This is a genomic window from Bacteroidales bacterium (assembly GCA_035353855.1).
Classification (GTDB): Bacteria; Bacteroidota; Bacteroidia; order Bacteroidales; family CG2-30-32-10; genus DAOQAK01.
The window spans coordinates 69,445-90,356 of record DAOQAK010000006.1; the positions used below are offsets into that span (position 1 = coordinate 69,445).

Sequence of the window (20,912 nt, forward strand, 5' to 3'; positions counted from 1 at the left end):
ATATGATAAATTTTGAAAAATTCACTCTCACTAATGGTCTTAGGGTCATAGTTCACCGCGATACTTCCACTCCAATTGTTGCCATGAACATACTTTACGATGTTGGCGCACGCGACGAACATCCTGAACGTACCGGTTTTGCACACTTGTTTGAACATCTTATGTTTGGCGGCTCTGTGAATATTCCCAAATACGATGAGCCTTTACAAAAAGTTGGCGGAGAAAATAATGCATTCACCAATAACGACATCACTAATTATTATCTTACTTTTCCTAAACAAAATATTGAAACGGCTTTCTGGCTTGAATCGGACAGGATGCTAAGTCTTGCCTTCTCAAAGAAAAGCCTTGATGTTCAGCGTAACGTTGTTTCCGAAGAATTTAAACAAAGTTTTCTTAATCAACCTTATGGTGATGTGTGGTTATTGTTAAAACCGCTGGCATATAAGGTTCACCCGTATCAATGGAATACCATCGGCAAAGATATTTCGCATATCCAAAATGCGACCATGAAGAATGTAAAAGATTTTTTCAAAAAATTTTATTGTCCGAATAACGCAATAATGGTCATTGCCGGCGATGTAAACACAAAAGAAATAAAACAACTTTCAGAAAAATGGTTTGGTCCTATACCTAAAGGTCCTAAAAACAACCGGAAACTTCCTGTTGAACCGGAACAAAGGAAAGCACGCCGGCTTACTGTAACACGTAATGTTCCTTACGATACCATATATAAAGCATATCATTGTTGCGCCAAAAGCGATAAAGAATTTTATGCAACCGACCTGCTCTCGGATATACTTTCCAATGGTCGCTCTTCACGATTATTTCGCGAACTACTGATGAAAAAAAGAATGTTCTGTGAAATCAATGCGTACCTTACCGGCGATATAGATAAAGGATTATTTATAGTTACGGGTGATCTGATAAAAGGAATTAAAATGGAAGATGCTGAAAAAGCTATACAGGAAGAACTCGATAAAATACAGCAATATATTGAAGATAAAGAACTGGAAAAAGTAAAAAATAAAATTGAATCCTCATTGATGTTTTCCGAAATGAACGTGCTGAATAAAGCGACCAACCTGGCGTTTGCCGAATTGATGGGCGATGCGGGAATAATTAATTCCGAAATAAAAAATTACAGGGCGGTAACAAAAGAACAAATCATGGGGGAAGCAAAAAAAATATTCAGGAAAACCAATTGTTCAACATTATATTACTACGCAAAAAAATAAATGGATAAAATGAAGACGACAATTAACCGAACCATACAGCCAAAAATAAAATCAGTTGAACAGGTATCCCTTCCCAAGCCTATTATTTCTGAACTCGATAATGGGATAAAAGTATATGCTTTTGATGCAGGTACCGAGGAAGTAATTAAAATTGAATTTGTAGTCGAAGCCGGTTCATGGTACCAGGATAAAAAACTTCAGGCTTTTTCAACAATTAAAATGCTCACCGAAGGAACAAAAAATCATACCGCAGCAGAATTGGCTGAAATTTTTGATTTCTATGGAGCCTATGTTGAAACCGAATCGGAACGCGATTATACCTATATCACTCTTTATACTTTAAATAAAAATGTTGAAAAACTTTTACCTGTATTTGCCGAAATCATTAAAGAACCGGTATTCCCCAAAAAAGAACTTTCTGTATTATTGACCAATACCAAACAAGATCAAATGGTTTCCATGCAAAAAGTAAGTTACGTTGCAAGAATAAAATTTGCCGAACAACTTTACGGAAGTTCTCATCCATACGGTATAAGCCCGAAACCTGAAGATTACAGAAAAATTACTACTGATGATTTGATGCAGTTCTATAAAAAATATTATGTTCCTGAAAATATACGAATAGTCATTTCAGGAAAAATTCAAAAAAATATTATAGAACTTTTAAATACACACTTTGGTAAATCAAAAAACACATCGGGTAAAAAAAAGATTACAAAGTTGTTCCCTGTTGAACCTGCAAAAGAAAAAAAACAAATCATACTACAGCAAAATGCATTGCAATCGGGTTTACGTTTAGGAAAAATCCTTTTTTCTCGCAATCATCCCGATTTTATAGGTATGAATATTCTATCCACCATATTGGGTGGCTATTTCGGCTCCAGGCTTATGACAAACATAAGGGAAGACAAAGGATATACCTATGGTATTGGATCAGCAATAATATCCATGAGGCATAGCGGGTATATTTTTATTGCTTCTGATGTAAGCGCCAATTGCCGGGAGAAAGCAGTTGATGAAATTTATAAAGAAATAGAAAGGTTACGTAAAGAACCCGTTCCTCAAAAAGAACTCGAACTGGTTAAAAATTATATGGCCGGAACATTTTTACGAAAAATTGATGGTCCTTTTGCTATTGCTGAACGGTTTATTTCCACTTTAGATTATGGTTTGGACTTTAATGAATACTTTACCAACTATATTAATACCATAAAGAGCATTACATCAGAAGAAATTATTAAACTGGCATCCAGACATTTACAGAATAATTCGTTTTTTGAAACCATTTGTGGAAAATAATTTTCAAAACGAAGCAACCTTTTACACCTTTTCACTGTCTATATAGTAGGTTTTGGTTAGCCATGTTGAAATTAATGTGTTAATCAATATGGTTCTTTGATTTAATCTATCCTCGGGGCTGTCTCGAAATTACAAATGTCATACCTACCTTTCGCTGCCTGCAAAAAAATTGACATGATTGAGTAATTTCAAGACAGCCTTTTTATTTTGTTAGTAAGACAATATCATTTTATGACAATATTTTTAATAATTTTGCATTTATATTACCGACACACAAACACAGTTTGGCTATGAAGCCAATAAAATTTATTTTTTCTTTTATATTTTTTCTGCATTTCATGTCTGTTATTGCTTCAGGTAATAACGAAAGATTTATTTCATTAATAAATGAAAAAATTGTTTTGGATTGTCCAGGTTTCAGGTGTGTATCCGTTAATCAAACCGGCGATGTAACGCTCTCATGGGTTCCTCCTGCTGACCCTTCAAATACCTTTAACAGTTATCATATTTTTTCATCAACAAATATAAACGGACCTTATACCGAAATCGACAGTATATTTAATTATCATATTACCTCTTACACTCACGTTGGAGCTAATGCAAATAATCATACTTTGTATTATTTTTTAGAAACGCGTTCCGACAGTTCAATTTCATTGCCTTCCGATACATTGCAAACCATTTATTTAAGTGTTGTCAATTCGATGACAGGTACAGCTGAATTAATATGGAACCCAATTCACGACCCTGATTTATCTACATCAACCGGATGGTACCATATTTACAGGGAATATCCTACCGGAATATGGAATCTGATTGACTCAACACAGTTGCTGAAATATTCCGATACTGTAAATTTCTGTAATACATTATTAAATTATTACGTAGGTATTTCTGATGAATCGGGATGTATCTCCACGTCAAATATCGATGGCGACCTGTTCCAGGATATCAATGCTCCATCCACACCTAATATTGATTCCGTCAGTGTCAACCCGGCTTCCGGAAATTCTGTTATCGGCTGGAATGCTTCACCATCAGGCGATACAGAAGGTTATATTATTTATGAAAATGAAAATGGAATATGGGTTCCCATTGATACGGTCATGGGCGGAACAGTAACATATTATGAAAACAATTTACCAAACTGGTCAGATCCTTCATCATCTTCTCTTTCATATAGCGTTGCTTCGTTCGATAGTTGTAAGAACACAAGCCCGATCAGTAATTTTCAAAATACCATATTACTTTCAAACCGATTGGATATTTGCGGCGGTGAAATTTCGTTAAACTGGTCATCATATATTAATATGCCAAACAATGTAAATGGATATAAAATTTATGTTAAAGAAAATAACGGGTCTTTCACCCTTGCAGGAATAAACTCTTCATCAACATCATCATTTATTTATTCACCTATTAATCCATTCTCGGTATACGTATTTTATGTACAGGCATTCAATAGTGATAATACAATAACTTCTTCCTCCAATCCGGACACAGTTTTTGCTTATTCGCCAGACTTACCACAGTTCGTCTATCTTCAACATGCCAGTGTAAAAAATAATAGTTATGTTGAACTGAAAATATTGATTGACACTTCAGGTTATACTTCAAATTGTAAAATATTAAGAGCTGACAGTACCGGAATTTACAATGAAATAGGCAATGTCAGTCCTTCCTCCAATTCGAATATTATTTTGTACAACGATATGACAGCAATGGTGAACGAACAAAGTTATTGCTATAAAGTTATTCTTACTGACAGTTGTGGAAACGAACTAATGGAAAGCAACCCGGGATGTACAATTTTACTTTCAGCTATAGCAGAAAAAAACATGATCAATACTTTGACCTGGAACGAATATTCGGAATGGCTCGGAAACGTTAGCGAATACAATATATACCGTTCTGTTAATGATGTATGGGGCACCAATCCTATAGCCACACTTTCGCCCGGAACAACATCATATTCTGAAGATGTTTCATCATACATTTCTTCAAACGGAAATTTTAAATATTACATCGAAGCCCTTGAAGGTACCGGAAACCCTTACCTATGCACCGATAGCAGCTTTTCAAATGTAGCTGAAGCAACACAGCCTCCACTCTTCTTTATTCCCAATGCATTTGCACCAAACGGGTATAATAAAATTTTTATTCCTCAAACTGTTTTTGTTGATGCACAGGATTATCAGTTCACCGTTTACAACCGATGGGGACAAATTGTTTTTGAAACTACTGATTTGCATACCGGATGGGATGGCACTTTTGAAGGTGAATTATTACCGCTGGGTGTTTATGTTTATCATTTTCAGTATAAAAATTCCGAAGGAAACACTATCGAAAAGCGCGGTACTGTTACTCTTATAAGATAATCTATCGATTTATTTTTCCCAAATTAAATTCTTATTAGACAAACGCTTTGATTCTGCATATAAATATTTATTATTTTTGAAAAAATACTAATCCTCATTTTATGCAAATGAAAGATGAAGCCCTCAGACAAATGGTAAATATTTCCATTAGTGATGTTCAGAATATTATTAAAAAACTGCACCCCGATAAGTTCGAGAAAATAATTATCGATGGGAAAAGCCACATTATTGTTTCGAATTACTTGTATGTGAAATACAGCGGTATCTCAGCAATGCGACAGGTTAAGAAAATTACTTTCCCCTTATTCCCCGATACAGAAAATATTTTTAAAAAGTTTGAAGGAGGCGAAACCCTTCACGGAAGAAAGAAAAAAATAGAGAACTATGAGATTTTTAAAATAATTGAACAATATAAAATCGTTCCCGAAAATATTGATGTTATCACTCAAATTTCCGATGTTTTTGAATTTCCTGTTGAAATTGAAAACGGGATTGTAAATAAACTTCAGCATCATTATTTTTTACCATCACTTACACTCTCATCAGATTGCCAGCAATGTAAAGGTTCAAAATATATTACCTGTGAAAACCCCGACTGTAAAGGGAAGCACGAATGGGATTGCCCCGAATGCAAAGGCAACAAAAAAATTGATTGCACCGTTTGCAATGCATCAGGATATATTAAATGTAAAACATGCAAAGGTCGCGGACAGGAAAAATGCAACACCTGCAATGCTACTGCTGAAGTGAAATGCAGCCATTGCGGCGGTGATGGATATGTAGGGAAACCCAAAGACGATGGCTCGAACAAATGCGTATTCTGCAAAGGTACAGGCTGGCATGTTTGTCCCGAATGTACGAACGGACAGGTAACATGCGAAACCTGCAATGGCAAGGGCGAAGTTATCTGCGAAACATGTAAAGCTTCAGGAAAAGTGAACTGCAATAATTGCAAAGCTACAGGAAAAATTATTTGCGATAAATGTTATAACGACTCCCAACGCTACGGAAAAATCGATTGTCCCACATGCAAGACTGTAGGCCGCCTGGGACAACTGGTTTATACCGAAACCGAAATAAAAGAACACCGGCTTGATAAAATATTTTGTAAAAATGCTCCCCTGAACCTGATTACCGATGAAGATGTTTTGAAACATGCCAACCATAATGGTAAAACCGAAGCACTGTTGATTAACATCAACGAACAGCAAATCGAAGCATATGATGAATTCAGTAGTGATTTTGCAAAAATGATTGAAAAAGAACTGGGATTAGAAACCACACGTTTCCCGAAAATACTGAAAGAAGAAATTTATTACCAGCTCATCCCCTGTGTACGCACATCATACAAGCATGTGCTTACCAATACAATTCACGAATTCACGATAATGAATTTCTTTAATACACCCTTTGTAATTTTTCACTCCGAACCCGAAGAACTAAAAAGCAGCTTTGGCAGCACCATGAAATCGACAGGAAACTTTTTTGGAAAGATTTTCAAAACAAAATCATATACCGATAAAGAAGATAAAAAACGTGAAATCCGCCTGATGGTGTACGTTGCAAAAGTTGATGGCGAAGTGCAGGAAACAGAAAAAGAAATAATCTCGAATAAAATCGGAAACCTTGAAGACTTCACCAATTCTGAAAAACGCGAGCTTTTTGAATTGCTCAACATAAAATCAGTTCCCGAAATTTCAAAAGACGATGTGCATTTTAGCAGCAATGCCAACAAAGAAGAAATTATTAAGAACCTTGTAAACATTGCTATTGTCGATGGCAATATGAACCTTGCAGAATCTGCTTTAATTGATAAGATAAAAGAGATGATGAAATAATATTTAAAATTTATTTGGATAAAATATAGATACAATATAGGTATTAAAAAATGTAATTTATTAGAATGAAACAATCAGAAATAATTATCCAAAAACTAAACCTTCAACCTCACCCCGAAGGCGGCTATTACAGCGAAACATACCGAAGTTCGGGAAAAATAAAACAAGACAATCTTGACAGTGTTTATAAAGGAAAAAGAAATTATTCAACTTGCATTTATTTTTTACTTACGTCTGAAACTTTTTCTGCATTTCATAAAATTCACCAGGATGAGATTTGGCATTACTACGATGGCTCACCACTTAATCTTCACATTATTTCACCTGAAGGAGAATATTCAAAAATTATTATTGGTCGTAATATTGAAAACGGACAAGTTCCGCAATTCATAGTTAAAGGCGGGAACTGGTTTGCTGCTGATATAATAAATGATGATGATTTCACGTTATTAGGCTGTACGGTCTCGCCGGGCTTTGATTACAACGATTTTGAACTGGCAAAACGAAATGAACTTATCGAAAAATTTCCACAACATAAAAAGATTATTGCTGAGTTAACGAGAGGATAAATAAAATCAGAATTTTATATTCTTCTTCCTATTTTCCCTAATTTTCCTAAATTTGCCAAAATTTTACTACTTACCACCTAACACTCATAATTATGGCAACCGATAATGATAAATTCATTAACGAAGGATTAACATACGACGACGTATTACTCGTACCGGCATACTCAGAAGTAATGCCCCGTGAAGTTGATATTTCATCACAGTTCACAAGAAATATAAACCTGAATATTCCTATAGTTTCTGCTGCAATGGATTCTGTTACTGAAGCTCCTATGGCTATTGCTATTGCACAGGAAGGTGGCATTGGTGTTCTTCATAAAAACATGTCGATTGAAGACCAGGCTATGGAAGTACGTAAAGTTAAACGTGCCGAAAACGGGATGATCGTTGAACCTGTTACTATTAATGCCGAAGCTACTGTCAGCAACGCACTTGACCTGATGGCCGAAAATAAAATCGGTGGAATACCGGTAGTGAATAAAGCCAATGTTTTGGTTGGAATCGTTACCAACCGCGACTTACGTTTTGAACGTAATCACAGCAGACCTATATCAGAGGTAATGACAAAAGAAAACCTCATTACTACTACCGAATTCACTAACTTTGAAAAAGCTGCCGATATCCTCCAGGAATATAAAATTGAAAAACTTCCTGTTGTTGACAGCAAATACCGGCTAATAGGACTTATAACATACAAAGACATCATTAAAATAAAAGCACGCCCAAACGCATGTAAAGATTCCATAGGAAGATTAAGAGTAGCAGCCGGTGTGGGAGTTACCAAAGATGTACTCGACAGGATTGCAGCTTTAGTAAAAAATGGCGTTGATGCTATTGTAGTTGACACAGCTCATGGTCATTCCAAAGGAGTTTTTGATACCATAAAAAAAATAAAATCAAAATACCCGCAACTGGAGCTGGTTGCAGGGAATATTGCCACAGCCCAGGCCGGAAAAGACTTGGTGAAAGCTGGTGTTGATGCGGTAAAGGTGGGAATAGGCCCGGGTTCTATATGCACCACAAGAATTATTGCAGGGGTTGGCGTTCCTCAATTACATGCGGTGTATGATGTAGCTAAAGCTTTAAAAGGCAGTGGCGTACCTGTAATTGCAGATGGAGGAATACGATTTACCGGCGATGTAGTAAAAGCACTGGCTGCCGGCGCTCATTCGGTTATGATAGGTTCACTCTTTGCCGGTGTTGATGAATCACCCGGTGAAACTATACTTTTTGAAGGAAGAAAATTCAAAACCTATCGTGGCATGGGCTCTATTGAAGCTATGCAGAAAGGCTCCAAAGACCGCTATTTCCAGGATGCTGAAGATGATATTAAAAAACTGGTTCCCGAAGGTATTGTTGGAAGGGTTCCTTACAAAGGTTCATTATCAGAGGTAATTCACCAGATGATTGGCGGACTAAGAGCAGGCATGGGCTATTGCGGCGCACCGAATATGGAAATGCTTCAGCAATCAAAATTCATAAGAATTACATCAGCAGGAATTCAGGAAAGTCATCCCCATGATGTTACCATCACACGCGAAGCGCCAAACTATTCTACAAAATCATAAGGACTATTTTTGATAGATAAGAAAGGCATTTTCTTTTTTATCATTTCTTATGTTTTATACTCGTTCTTATCCATTTTGAAAAAATTATTAGAACGAGTTATGCCGATAGTAACGCTTGTTGAAAAATTATTTTTGTAGTCGCCGCGGCGACCTGTTACGTATCGGTATAATATCTTAATAATTATCAATATTTTACAAAATATTTTCAAATATTGATATTAAAAATTGTTAAACAAAAACTTTTTTATTTATAATATTATAAATTTGCTGACTCAAAATAAATTAAGTACTATGAAAAAGAATTGCATTATTTTATTCATTACAATAGGTTGTTTATTACTTATAAACCGTAATTACGCGCAGATTGCATCTGAACAGAAAAGCAAAACAGACCCGGTATTACTTATAGTTGGTAACGATACGGTTACAAAATCGGAATTCCTTACGGTTTACAAAAAGAACAATATTAAAAAAGATGTTCCCATTGACCAGAAAGCGCTCGAAGAGTATCTTGACCTTTATATTAATTTTAAACTTAAGGTAAAAGAAGCTGAATCATTAGGAATGGATACCGTTTCTTCATTTATTACCGAACTTGCAGGTTACAGAAAACAATTAGCTCAACCTTATCTGGTAAACAAAGATGTTAATGAAAAACTTCTTACTGAAGCTTACGAAAGAATGCAATGGGATATCCGCGCAAGCCATATACTAATCAAAGTTAGCGAAGATGCTTCAGAACAGGATACTTTAAAAGCATACAAAAAAATAATGGAGATACGTAAAAGAGCTTTAAAAGGCGAAGACTTTGGCGACCTTGCCGTTGAAAACTCCGAAGATAATTCAGCACGCGATCAGGCTGCTACTGCTCAAAGACCATTTATTAAAGGTAACAAAGGCGACCTGGGATATTTTACTGCACTTGATTTAATTTATGAATTTGAAAATGCTGCTTATAACACTAAAGTTGGCGAAGTATCCATGCCAACACGTACCAGCTTTGGCTATCATATCATAAAGGTAGTTGACAGGAAACCTGCTATGGGCAAAGTACAGGTAGCACATATTTTAAACACCTTCCCTGCAAATGCTACTAAAGAAGATTCTTTAAAGGTTAAAAATAAAATTAACGAAATTTATGACTCATTAAAAGCAGGTGCTTCTTTTGAAGATATGGCTAAAAATCATTCCGACGATAAAGCTTCATCAGCAAAAGGAGGAATACTGCCATGGTTTGGCATATGGAGAATGCTTCCTGAATTCGTATCAACACTTTCGGATATGAAGATCAACGATATTTCAAAACCTGTAGAAACCATGTATGGATGGCATATCCTTAAATTAATGAACAGAAAACCAGTAGGTGCATTCGATAGTATCAAAACCGAATTAAAATCAAAAATTACTAAAGATAACCGCGCTTCTTTGTCGAAAGAAATAATGGTTGATTCTATTAAAAAGCAATACCACTTTAAAGAAAATATTGCTACCCTTTCTGATTTTTATAAAATTGTTGATGATAGTATTTTCATGGGGAAATGGGATATTAATAGAGCAAAAGACCTTAATAAAGTTATGTTCACTCTTGGAGATAAAAAATATACACAACAGGATTTTGCAACGTATTTCAGTAAAAATCTTACCAGGAAAACCACAAAAGAAGACAGTTCAATGTATGTCAGAAAAATTTACAAACAGTGGGTTGAAACATCAGCTATTGATTATGAAGACAGCAAGCTTGAATCAAAATACCCTGACTTTAAAGCCCTGATGAAAGAATACAGGGATGGCATACTTCTTTTTGAACTTACCGATGAAAAAGTATGGTCGAAAGCAGTGAAGGATTCAACAGGATTAGATGCTTTCTACAACAGCAATAAAAATAACTATATGTGGGACGACAGGATGGATGTTACTATTTATACCTGTGCAAACGAAAAAATATCAAAAGCTACACGCAAACTTGTAAACAAGGGCAAACTCAATGATAATGATATACTGAATACCATAAATAAAAATTCACAACTCAACCTTAAAATTGAAACCGGTAAATTCGAAAAAACGGATACTACTATTAAATCAATTCCTTGGGTAGTGGGTATTTCTCAAGATATTAAAAAAGGAAATTCTGTTGTTTTTGCAAATGTTAAAAATATTATTCCTAAAGAACCGAAATCTCTTTTAGAAGCCCGTGGTTTGATAACTGCAGATTATCAGTCGTATCTTGAAAAAGAATGGATAACTGATTTGAAGAAAAAATATCCGGTTATCGTAAACCGTGATGTGCTTTCAACAATAAAATAATAAAATACCAGTTATCAATATCCGGCCTTCGTATAAATAAGGTCTGATGAATGGTAGTTTCATTTATTTGAAATGTTGTTTTTATAGAAGTCAACTTTTAATAATTATTATTCGCTTCATTTTGATTCGGTTATATAATATACTTCGTTATCTTGCTCTTTCTGCGATGGCATTCGTATTAATTTTTGAATCCTGCAAATCCTCAGATAATAAAAAAGAAAGCGCCATTGCCCGGGTATATGATGAATATCTGTACAAATCGGATATCATGGGAATTGTTCCCGAAGGTACATCAAAGAACGACAGTATTTCCATAGTTAAAAATTATATCAACAACTGGATAAAACAACGATTGGTTCTTAAAACAGCTGAAAGTAACCTTACTTCAGAACAAAAAAACTTTGAAGAACAAATTCAGAATTATAAAAACTCTTTGATCGTATTTACTTACGAGAAAGAGCTGATGAAGCAGAAACTTGATACAAATATCACCGATGAAGAAATTAAAACTTACTACGAAAATAACAGGAATAATTTTCTTTTAAAAGATAACATCGTTAAGGTATGGTATGTTAAAATGCCACTGAACTCAAGTAAAGAGAGCACTGTTAAACAATACTACAAATCCGATAAGGTTTCAGCAAAAGCCTTGCTGGAAGATTGCTGCAAGAAATATGCAGTGAATTATTTCCTTGATGATTCCACATGGTTATATTTTAGTGATTTGCTTAAAGAGATTCCTATCACTACATACAACCAGGAAGATTACCTTAAATCCAATCGTTTCATCGAAATGAAAGATTCTATTTACAGCTACTTCATTAACATAAAAGGATTCCAGATAAAAGAAAGCATCTCCCCTTTAAGCCTTGAAAAGGACAACATCCGAAAAATAATTCTGAATAAGAAAAAGCTTACCCTTATTGAAGAAGTTGAAGGAAGCATTTTCAAAGATGCAATGAAAAATAAAGATTTTGAAATTTTTTAAATATACTTTAAATGAAAAAAATTTTTCTAGTTATTCTATTGGCTTTACCTTTTAATCAAATCTTCTCGCAGGATAAAGTAATCGATCAGGTGGTAGCCATTGTTGGAAGTAAAATGATAAAATTATCGGATATTGAAAACCAGTATGCACAATATGTGATGCAGGGATACATCAAGGCCGATACTACTTTTAAATGCCAGCTTATTGAAGAACTTCTTTTCCAGAAACTATTGTTAAACCAGGCCGATATTGATAGCATCACGGTTACCGATACACAAGTTGAAACAGACCTCGACCGCAGGCTGAATTATTTTGCAAAACAAATGGGTGGCTTCGATGCATTAGAAAAATATTATAATAAAACTACTCTTGAAATCAAAGCAGACTTCAGGGAAATAATTAAAAACCAGTTATTGCAACAACAGGTTGAAGCAAAAATTACCGATAACGTTAAAGTTACTCCCTCTGAAGTAAAAAGTTTTTTTAATAACCTCCCGGTCGATAGTATTCCTACAATAAGTTCGGAAGTTGAAATCGGGCAGATTATTAAAATGCCCGCTATCAGCGATGCTGAAAAGAATAAGGCAAAAGAAAAACTTAATGGAATCCGCGACAGAATTTTAAAAGGTGAAGATTTTTCTACGCTTGCTATTATGTATTCAGAAGACGATGGCACTGCTGCTAAAGGCGGAGAATTAGGTTTTACAAGCCGAGGCGAACTCGACCCTACTTTTGAAGCAGCAGCTTTTAAACTTAAAGAAGGCGAAATATCTCCCGTGGTACAATCGAAATTCGGTTATCATATCATTAAACTTATTGAACGTCGTGGCGAAATGATAAATGTAAAACACATTCTCATCATTCCAAAAGTTGCTACTGAAGATCTGCTTAAAGCCAAACTTTCTCTTGACACTATTTATACAAAGATCAAAAGCGACTCGATAACTTTTGAAGCAGCAGCAAAAAAATATTCCGACGATCCTTCAAAAAACAACAGCGGCATCATGGTGAATACCGAAACCGGTACTTCAAAATTTGAACCCGACCAACTTGATGTTTCCCTGTTTTATGTTATTGATAAATTGAAACCGGGCGAAATGTCGTTACCTGTTCCAATGAAAACCGACGAAGGAAAACAAGCTTACCGCATTCTTTACCTGAAAACCCGCACCGAACCTCATAGAGCCAATATGAAAGAGGACTATGATAAAATACAGGAAGCCGCGCTTAAAGAAAAACAAAACGAAGAAGTTAAAAAATGGATAAAGGAAAAAGCCGCCATCACTTATATTCACATAGCTAAAGAATACCTTGGCTGTGATTATACTTACGATTGGTTTGCGAAACCGAAGTAAGTAAAAAGCTGATAAGGCACAAGTCATAAGAATGATTCATTTCAAATTATAATTAGTTTGCTGTCGACAGTTAGCAGTTGGCAATAAACAACAAATTACAATGAATGACGCTGCAAGTAAATGATATTAAATTATAACCTTAGTGTAACTTAGTGCTCTTAGTGTCTTAGTGGTAAAAGTATTCAATCAACAGTTGGCTGTCAGCAGGAAACAATAAACATACATTTACTATCAAACAAATTTTTAACTTTGCACAAATAACATTTCCAATATGCAATATAAATCGGATGTTGAAGCTGTAGATGCGCTTGTAGAAAAATATAAGATCCTGAAAAACGAAGTAGCTAAAGTTATTGTCGGACAGGATGAGATCGTAAAAAAACTGATCCTTTGTATTTTCAGTAAAGGACATTGCCTGCTGATAGGCGTTCCGGGACTTGCCAAAACATTAATGATAAACACCCTTGCCAAAGCCCTTGGTTTATCATACAGCCGCATACAGTTCACTCCCGACCTTATGCCTTCCGATATCATAGGCACCGAGATACTTGACGAAACACGTAAGTTCCGTTTTATAAAAGGACCTGTTTTCGCAAATATCATATTAGCCGACGAAATAAACCGTACTCCTCCTAAAACACAATCGGCTTTACTGGAAGCCATGCAGGAGAAAGCTGTTACCGCTGCCGGAACAACTTACAAACTCGAAGAACCATTTTTTGTCCTTGCCACACAAAATCCCATTGAACAGGAAGGGACATATCCTTTGCCTGAAGCGCAACTCGACCGTTTCATGTTTAACGTATGGCTCGATTACCCTTCAATACAGGAAGAAATAAATATTGTAAAAAGCACTACTTCCGGACAGGAAAACGGAGTAAATGTTGTATTGAGCAAAGAAGAAATACTTGCATACCAGCAAGTGCTTAACCGCATTCCTGTTACCGATAATGTATTGCAATATGCAGTGAACCTTGCAACCAAAACACGTCCGAATACTACCAAAGCACATCCGTTCGCAAATGATTTCCTTTCGTGGGGCGCCGGGCCGCGTGCTTCGCAATATTTAATAATTGGTGCAAAAGCGCATGCAGCCATTAACGGGAAATATTCGCCGGATATTGAAGACGTGCAGGCTGTGGCTGTTTCCGTTTTACGCCACCGCATAGTGCGCAACTACAAGGCCGAAGCCGAAGGTATGGATGCCGAAAAAATTGTAAGTGAGTTTCTGAAATAAATACTTTTTAGATGTTGGTTATTGGGTTTGGCTACTAGTTTAGGCAGTTGTCATTGGTTGATTGTGTTATTACTTTTTACCTACAACTCATAACCTGACCAGCCGCACAACCCTTCAACTTATTACTATTGTTTAAAGCAGAATGCTATTTTTTTACCCCATCCCTTCCCCTCCCGATAGCTATCGGGAGGGGAAGGGCGCAGGCTCTGAGTGAAAGGGAAAGGGTAAATGAAATAATATTTTTTTAGTCTTTAGTTGTTAGGTGTAGCAAGTAGTTTGGCTAATTGTTATTTGGTGTATGTATCCTATTTACTTCCAACTATTGACTTGACCAGCCGCACAACCCTTCAACTTATTACTTTTTCATCGAACTGGTGTAGCTGCTAATATTATTTTCGATGAAATACTTTTACAGATTACTAAAAGAATTTATATTTGACTTACCTATTTTTTGTAAACGAGTAAATAAAATTTAATTTTAAAATTAATTCATAGCAATGCTAAATAGAATAAGTTTCAATTAATAAATACATGGTAAATATTGCTTCAATAGAGCAATATAGAAGTTATGCACAAGCGGAAAAAAGAAAACGACACAGCAAATTGACAATGAAAATGGATATTAAACTTGAAATGAAAAACGAAACTGACAGACAAATAACCCGACACTCATTGCCGACCCGAATGTGTTTTAATTTTTTTACCCACCACACAAAAATTTTGAAATTCAATTGCCAGCCCACAAATGGCACATTTGCTTTTACCCCGACACACAAAGCCAACCCTTCGGCAAAATCAAAAGAGCCATTTTTCCCAACGCTTTCAGAAAACAAATTGTATCTTTGAGATTTATATTAACATCGAAAAATAAATGGCAAGAAAAGTAGAACACAAAAATCTGACTTCCGCAAAGACCAGTAAGAATGACGAGTTTTATACTCAGCTTTCAGATATAGAAAGAGAATTAAAACATTATAAAAATCACTTTAAGGACAAAGTGGTTTTGTGTAATTGTGATGACCCAAGGATAAGCAATTTCTTTCATTTCTTTTCTTACAACTTTGAAAAGTTTGGACTAAAAAAGCTAATTGCAACTTGCTACAAAAATCAAGAAATGGATTTGTTTAGTGAAAATAAATCTGAACAAGCAATCTATTTAGAATATACAGGAGACAAAAACGGAAACAACGTTCCTGACCCTAATGAAATTGGAATAAAAAAACTCAAAGGTGACGGTGATTTTAGAAGTAAGGAGTGTATTGAACTTTTGAAACAATCCGACATTGTAGTAACAAATCCGCCATTCTCTTTATTTCGTGAATATGTTTCTCAATTAATTGAATACGATAAAAAATTCTTGATCATTGGAAACATAAACGCAATATCATACAAGGAAATCTTTAAATTAATCAAAGAAAATAAGGCTTGGTTAGGTGTTAATATGGGTCGTGGCATTTCAGGTTTTATCGTCCCAAAACATTATAAATTATATGGTTCAGAAGCCCGTGTTGATGAAAATGGAAATAGAATAGTTGCTACAAATAATTGTTTATGGTTAACCAATTTAGATAATGCAAAACGACACGAAGAATTAATACTTTATAAAAACTATTCACCTGATGAATTCCCAACTTATGATAGTTATGATGCTATCAATGTTGACAAAACCAAAGATATTCCGATGGACTATCCAGGTGCAATGGGCGTTCCAATTACATTTTTAGACAAATACAATCCTGACCAATTTGAAATAATAGACGGCATTGGCAGGTATAGTATGCTTGCAGGACCAACAGCAGAGACACAAGGTACTTATTTAACAAAGATAAATGGAAATCCAAAGTATGCCCGAATTGTAATTAAGAATAAAAGACTATGAATATAGAACTTAAAGAAATATCAGTCCGAGAATTAACGAACGGATATAAAGACAACCAAGAGAACGGAGTTATTGGCTATGGTGGCAAATTAGACATTCGTCCACCTTATCAGCGTGAATTTATTTACAAAGACAAACAAAGAGATGCCGTAATCAATACAATTACAAAAGAATTCCCTTTAAACGTAATTTATTGGGCTGTTCGTGGCGATGGTAATTATGAAGTAATTGACGGACAACAAAGAACTATTTCAATTTGCCAATATGTTGAAGGTGATTTTTCTGTTCAAGTAGGAAATTTCCCTGAGAATCGTGCATTTCACAATTTACAAAATGACGAGAAAGAGCAGATATTAAACTACAAATTAATGGTTTATTTGTGTAGCGGTTCAGATAGCGAAAAATTAGAATGGTTTAGAACTATAAACATTGCAGGCGAAAAACTCACAGACCAAGAATTAAGAAATGCAGTTTATTCAGGTTCGTGGGTTTCAGATGCAAAAAGATATTTCAGTAAAAGTAACTGTGCGGCATATTCATTAGGTAGCGATTACTTAAACGGCTCTGCCATTAGGCAAGATTACTTAGAATCTACTATACGATGGATTAGTAAAGACAACATTGAGCAATTTATGGCTGACAATCAGCATGAGCCCAACGCCAATGAAATCTGGCTGTACTTCCAATCTGTGATTAATTGGGTTAAAATAGTTTTCCCAAAGTATCGCAGAGAAATGAAAGGTATTGATTGGGGTTTTCTCTACAACGAGTTCAAAGAACAGAAATTTGATTCAAAAAAACTGGAAATAGAAATTGCTAAATTAATGGAAGATGAAGACGTTGGAAATAAAAAAGGTATTTATACTTATGTTTTAACTCGTAAAGAAAAATTTTTAAATATTCGTGCATTTAGTCCAAATCAGAAAAGAGAAGCATACGAAAGACAGAAAGGAATTTGCCCTGTCTGTAAGGAACATTTTGAGATTGAACAAATGGAAGGAGACCATATAACACCATGGCACGAAGGCGGGAAAACAGAGGCAAAGAATTGCCAAATGCTTTGCAAAGAAGACAACAGAAGAAAATCGGGGAAATAAGATTGGCATTGTTAACAAAATCTTAATTGAAAATAAATTTTATACTAAATATATAACCTATGAACATTGCATAATTAATATGATTAATAATTCTAAAAATACAAACACCAATTTTGCCGTAGTAGATTTATTCTGCGGTGTTGGTGGACTTACACAAGGTTTTGTGAAAGCAAAATTTAATGTGATTGCAGGAATTGACTTTGATGTTTCATGTAAATATGCCTATGAAAAAAACAATTTAACTCCTTTCCTTCATATAGATTTGACAAAGTATTCTCCTTATGAAATCGCTAAATTATTTCCCGAAGGTTCAATAAAAATATTGGCAGGTTGTGCCCCGTGTCAAGCATTTTCTACTTATCAACAAGGCAACAAAAAAAATGACAAGTGGAAACTTCTTTACTCATTTGGAAAAATAATCGAAGCAATTCAACCTGACATTGTTTCAATGGAAAATGTTCCGAACCTCATGAAATATAACAACGGAGTAGTTTTCGAGGATTTTATTACTGTTCTAAAAGCAAATGATTATTTTGTCTCTTACCAAGTTGTTGACGCTAAAGACTACGGCGTTCCACAAAGAAGAAAGCGTTTGATTTTGCTTGCATCTAAATTTGGGAAAATAGAACTCATTAGAAAAACGCACATAGGTAAAAAAGTAAAAACAGTTAAGAAAGCAATAGGACATCTACCAAAAATTAAAGCAGGGGAATTTTATCATAAAGACAAACTACATAGAGCAAGAGAACTTTCAGATTTAAATTTGAAAAGAATAAGAGCAACAAGTCAAGGCGGTAGCTGGAAAGAGTGGGATGATAAATTGGTTTTGGATTGCCACAAGAAAGAAACGGGAAAATCTTATGGGAGCGTTTATGGTAGAATGAATTGGGATGATGTTTCTCCGACACTTACAACACAATGCACAGGTTATGGCAACGGAAGGTTTGGACACCCTACACAAGACAGAGCAATTTCATTGAGAGAGGCAGCTATCTTGCAATCGTTCCCGAAAAAATATCAATTCATTAATCCAAAAGAAGATTTCTATCCTTCAATAATTGAAAAGCATATTGGTAATGCTGTTCCACCTCGATTGGGTTATGTAATTGCAAAATCAATTAATGAACATATTCAACAACACCATGAAAACTAAAACCGTTTTTTCATTCAACATTTCTTTAAGTGTTTTAAATCACTTAGGTAGAAATTTATATCGAAATTTCATCACTGTTTTAGGTGAGGCAATTTCTAATTCATGGGATGCCGATGCAAAAAATGTTTGGATTTACATTGACAGAGAAAGAAATTTTCTGATTATTAAGGATGACGGGGATGGAATGACGTCTGATGATTTTCAAAATAAGTTTTTAAAAATTGGTTACACAAAACGAAAAGACGGAGTTGATAAAACGTGCGGAAACCGTCCGTTTATTGGACGAAAGGGTATTGGCAAACTTGCATTGTTATCCTGCGCAAAGCGAATTCATGTTGCTACCAAAACAATAAATACAGATTTTGTTGGAGGTGTTATAGACAACGGAAACTTGGATAACGCAATCAATGACGATTTAAACCCACAACAATATCCGCTTGAAAATATTGATTTGTCTGTTTTTGAAGCAAAGAAAGATGATTTGCAAAAGGGAACTATAATTTATTTTGAAGATATTAATGATGGCATTCGTAATCGAATCGAATACATCCGAAAATTAGTTGCTCTATTTTTTCGCTTCTCTCTCATTGACAACTCTTTTAAAATTTATCTCAATGATGACCCGATTACATTGAATGAACTTAATGACCTTTCATTAAGCACTCAGTTTGTTTGGCAGGTCAATTCAATGGAAGACCCTTATCTGAGAGATAAAATTTCGGCAACAAGCGAACATATTAAACAGTATAAAAAAATAACATCATCTTTACCAATCACTGGTTTTATCGCCTCTGTTGAAAAACCCTCTCATTTAAAAATCAAACAAACAACCGAAACAGTTTCTGTTGATCTTTATGTAAACGGCAGACTAAGGGAAAAGAATTTATTGAGACACATTCCTTCAACTCGTGTTGTTGAAAGTTATCTCTATGGACAAATTCATTATAATGCTCTTGATGCAGGCGAGGATAGATTCACAAGCAGTCGAGAGGGTGTTCTTTCAGATGACCCCTTATTCAAGTCCTTTTTAGACGAATTAAAATCGCTTATAGCTTCCATCATGGCTGATTGGGATATTTGGAGAGATATTTTGAATCAAGACGGCGACCCTGACAATAAAAGAAAAACAAGGAAGGAGCGTAAATCAAAGGAACTTTTTAATACAGTTGTAGATGAGTTTGTTCCACCAAGTGGTTCATCAAACCGAAGTTTAGTTGATGAATGGGTAAGTTCATTGAGTGACGATGCTCAATTTAATTTATCATCTTACGCTGAGTGTTTTGTTTCAGAGAACTTGTTGAGAAAATTTATCAAGCATAAAAGCATAAGTCTCTCACATCTTGAGACCGAGTTAAAAGAATATAAAAAGAGAGAAGACACCGCAAGGAATATAGGAAATGTGAGCTTTGATATAAGACAAAACAATGAAGATTTATTTTATCTTTCTATGGATGATTTAGCTATAACCGCTGACAGACCTAAAGACAAAACAAAAGAAGCAGCATTAATTCGAGATGCAAAAACTTACAAACCAGTTCGAGATGCAATGGCACACACAGCAATACTGACAAATATTGCGAAGCAAAGTCTAAACACAACATTCGAGAACATAAAAGCAAGAGTGAAAAAACTATTAGAATGATAATATGAACGTCAATGCATTTGCAAGCACATTTAAAAACCGCACCAGCCAACGCTAAGACCAAAGTTTTTAAAAGAGCTTGCAAAGCCAGCCCAAGAGAAGAATTTCAAAATTTTCTCCCACTCTTAAAAGAAATAAATTAAAACACACCAACACACAGGCGCCACAGACAGAAAAGGAAAATGAAATGAATTTGACAAGTTTAATATGAAAGAGCTATTTGACTCAAACCCACGGACAGACAAGAACCGCCAGTGCATAACAGCGTGTAGCTTCAATTGCCGTGACAGTGCGGATTTCAGCGTTTCCGCATCTAATAAACTTTCGTGTAACTTGACAGTGAAGTGCTTCGAAATCGGCAACAAAA

The 20,912-nt window shown here is 35.1% G+C and carries 15 protein-coding genes; all 15 read left to right on the forward strand.

Translation table 11 applies throughout. The features are described 5' to 3' along the window. Positions 1 to 2: 2 nt before the first annotated feature. The 15 genes from PKK00_02595 (at position 3) to PKK00_02665 (ending at position 20,545) form a co-directional block, all read left to right on the forward strand. The gene (locus PKK00_02595) at positions 3 to 1,238 is read left to right on the forward strand and encodes a pitrilysin family protein (GenBank protein ID HNW97283.1); all 1,236 of its coding nucleotides are present in this window, start codon (positions 3 to 5) and stop codon (positions 1,236 to 1,238) included. 9 nt (positions 1,239 to 1,247) lie between these two features. Then, positions 1,248 to 2,537, forward strand: coding sequence for a pitrilysin family protein (locus PKK00_02600; GenBank protein ID HNW97284.1), 1,290 nt, complete (start codon positions 1,248 to 1,250; stop codon positions 2,535 to 2,537). 290 nt (positions 2,538 to 2,827) lie between these two features. Then, positions 2,828 to 4,915, forward strand: coding sequence for a gliding motility-associated C-terminal domain-containing protein (locus PKK00_02605; GenBank protein ID HNW97285.1), 2,088 nt, complete (start codon positions 2,828 to 2,830; stop codon positions 4,913 to 4,915). Positions 4,916 to 5,016: 101 nt separating this feature from the next. Continuing rightward, entirely contained in the window at positions 5,017 to 6,753 is a 1,737-nt protein-coding gene (locus PKK00_02610) for a hypothetical protein (GenBank protein HNW97286.1), read from the forward strand. Between the two features lie 65 nt (positions 6,754 to 6,818). Beyond that, on the forward strand, positions 6,819 to 7,322 hold the full coding sequence (locus PKK00_02615; protein ID HNW97287.1) for a cupin domain-containing protein: 504 nt from the start codon (positions 6,819 to 6,821) through the stop codon (positions 7,320 to 7,322). 92 nt (positions 7,323 to 7,414) lie between these two features. Further along, complete coding sequence (gene guaB / locus PKK00_02620; GenBank protein ID HNW97288.1) at positions 7,415 to 8,890, forward strand: IMP dehydrogenase; 1,476 nt, start codon at positions 7,415 to 7,417, stop codon at positions 8,888 to 8,890. Positions 8,891 to 9,181: 291 nt separating this feature from the next. After that, positions 9,182 to 11,194 (forward strand): peptidylprolyl isomerase, encoded by a 2,013-nt coding sequence (locus PKK00_02625; GenBank protein HNW97289.1) that lies wholly within the window; start codon positions 9,182 to 9,184, stop codon positions 11,192 to 11,194. Between the two features lie 166 nt (positions 11,195 to 11,360). Continuing rightward, positions 11,361 to 12,182 carry a hypothetical protein gene (locus tag PKK00_02630; GenBank protein ID HNW97290.1) on the forward strand — a complete coding sequence of 274 codons (822 nt, stop codon included), beginning with the start codon at positions 11,361 to 11,363 and terminating at the stop codon, positions 12,180 to 12,182. An 11-nt stretch (positions 12,183 to 12,193) separates the two neighbouring features. Further along, positions 12,194 to 13,537, forward strand: a complete 1,344-nt coding sequence (locus PKK00_02635; protein ID HNW97291.1) for a peptidylprolyl isomerase — start codon at positions 12,194 to 12,196, stop codon at positions 13,535 to 13,537. A gap of 271 nt (positions 13,538 to 13,808) precedes the next feature. Beyond that, positions 13,809 to 14,774 carry an AAA family ATPase gene (locus tag PKK00_02640; protein HNW97292.1) on the forward strand — a complete coding sequence of 322 codons (966 nt, stop codon included), beginning with the start codon at positions 13,809 to 13,811 and terminating at the stop codon, positions 14,772 to 14,774. 531 nt (positions 14,775 to 15,305) lie between these two features. Next, entirely contained in the window at positions 15,306 to 15,620 is a 315-nt protein-coding gene (locus PKK00_02645; protein HNW97293.1) for a hypothetical protein, read from the forward strand. A 25-nt stretch (positions 15,621 to 15,645) separates the two neighbouring features. Further along, entirely contained in the window at positions 15,646 to 16,653 is a 1,008-nt protein-coding gene (locus PKK00_02650; protein HNW97294.1) for an adenine-specific methyltransferase EcoRI family protein, read from the forward strand. Further along, on the forward strand, positions 16,650 to 17,750 hold the full coding sequence (locus PKK00_02655; protein HNW97295.1) for a DUF262 domain-containing protein: 1,101 nt from the start codon (positions 16,650 to 16,652) through the stop codon (positions 17,748 to 17,750). Before PKK00_02650 ends, PKK00_02655 begins: the two co-directional genes overlap by 4 nt. A gap of 79 nt (positions 17,751 to 17,829) precedes the next feature. Continuing rightward, positions 17,830 to 18,903: a DNA (cytosine-5-)-methyltransferase gene (gene dcm / locus PKK00_02660; protein HNW97296.1), complete on the forward strand. Its 1,074-nt coding sequence runs from the start codon at positions 17,830 to 17,832 to the stop codon at positions 18,901 to 18,903. Then, positions 18,893 to 20,545 carry an ATP-binding protein gene (locus tag PKK00_02665; protein HNW97297.1) on the forward strand — a complete coding sequence of 551 codons (1,653 nt, stop codon included), beginning with the start codon at positions 18,893 to 18,895 and terminating at the stop codon, positions 20,543 to 20,545. Before dcm ends, PKK00_02665 begins: the two co-directional genes overlap by 11 nt. Positions 20,546 to 20,912: the final 367 nt, after the last annotated feature.

Bases quoted from the DNA above. Each gene is read 5' to 3' on its own strand.
- PKK00_02615 (HNW97287.1), top strand. From the start codon at position 6,819: ATGAAACAATCAGAAATAATTATCCAAAAACTAAACCTTCAACCTCAC.
- PKK00_02630 (HNW97290.1), top strand. From the start codon at position 11,361: ATGGCATTCGTATTAATTTTTGAATCCTGCAAATCCTCAGATAATAAA.
- PKK00_02655 (HNW97295.1), top strand. From the start codon at position 16,650: ATGAATATAGAACTTAAAGAAATATCAGTCCGAGAATTAACGAACGGA.
- PKK00_02640 (HNW97292.1), top strand. From the start codon at position 13,809: ATGCAATATAAATCGGATGTTGAAGCTGTAGATGCGCTTGTAGAAAAA.
- PKK00_02645 (HNW97293.1), top strand. From the start codon at position 15,306: ATGGTAAATATTGCTTCAATAGAGCAATATAGAAGTTATGCACAAGCG.
- PKK00_02665 (HNW97297.1), top strand. From the start codon at position 18,893: ATGAAAACTAAAACCGTTTTTTCATTCAACATTTCTTTAAGTGTTTTA.
- PKK00_02625 (HNW97289.1), top strand. From the start codon at position 9,182: ATGAAAAAGAATTGCATTATTTTATTCATTACAATAGGTTGTTTATTA.
- PKK00_02600 (HNW97284.1), top strand. From the start codon at position 1,248: ATGAAGACGACAATTAACCGAACCATACAGCCAAAAATAAAATCAGTT.
- PKK00_02595 (HNW97283.1), top strand. From the start codon at position 3: ATGATAAATTTTGAAAAATTCACTCTCACTAATGGTCTTAGGGTCATA.
- dcm (HNW97296.1), top strand. From the start codon at position 17,830: ATGATTAATAATTCTAAAAATACAAACACCAATTTTGCCGTAGTAGAT.
- PKK00_02605 (HNW97285.1), top strand. From the start codon at position 2,828: ATGAAGCCAATAAAATTTATTTTTTCTTTTATATTTTTTCTGCATTTC.
- PKK00_02635 (HNW97291.1), top strand. From the start codon at position 12,194: ATGAAAAAAATTTTTCTAGTTATTCTATTGGCTTTACCTTTTAATCAA.
- PKK00_02650 (HNW97294.1), top strand. From the start codon at position 15,646: ATGGCAAGAAAAGTAGAACACAAAAATCTGACTTCCGCAAAGACCAGT.
- PKK00_02610 (HNW97286.1), top strand. From the start codon at position 5,017: ATGCAAATGAAAGATGAAGCCCTCAGACAAATGGTAAATATTTCCATT.
- guaB (HNW97288.1), top strand. From the start codon at position 7,415: ATGGCAACCGATAATGATAAATTCATTAACGAAGGATTAACATACGAC.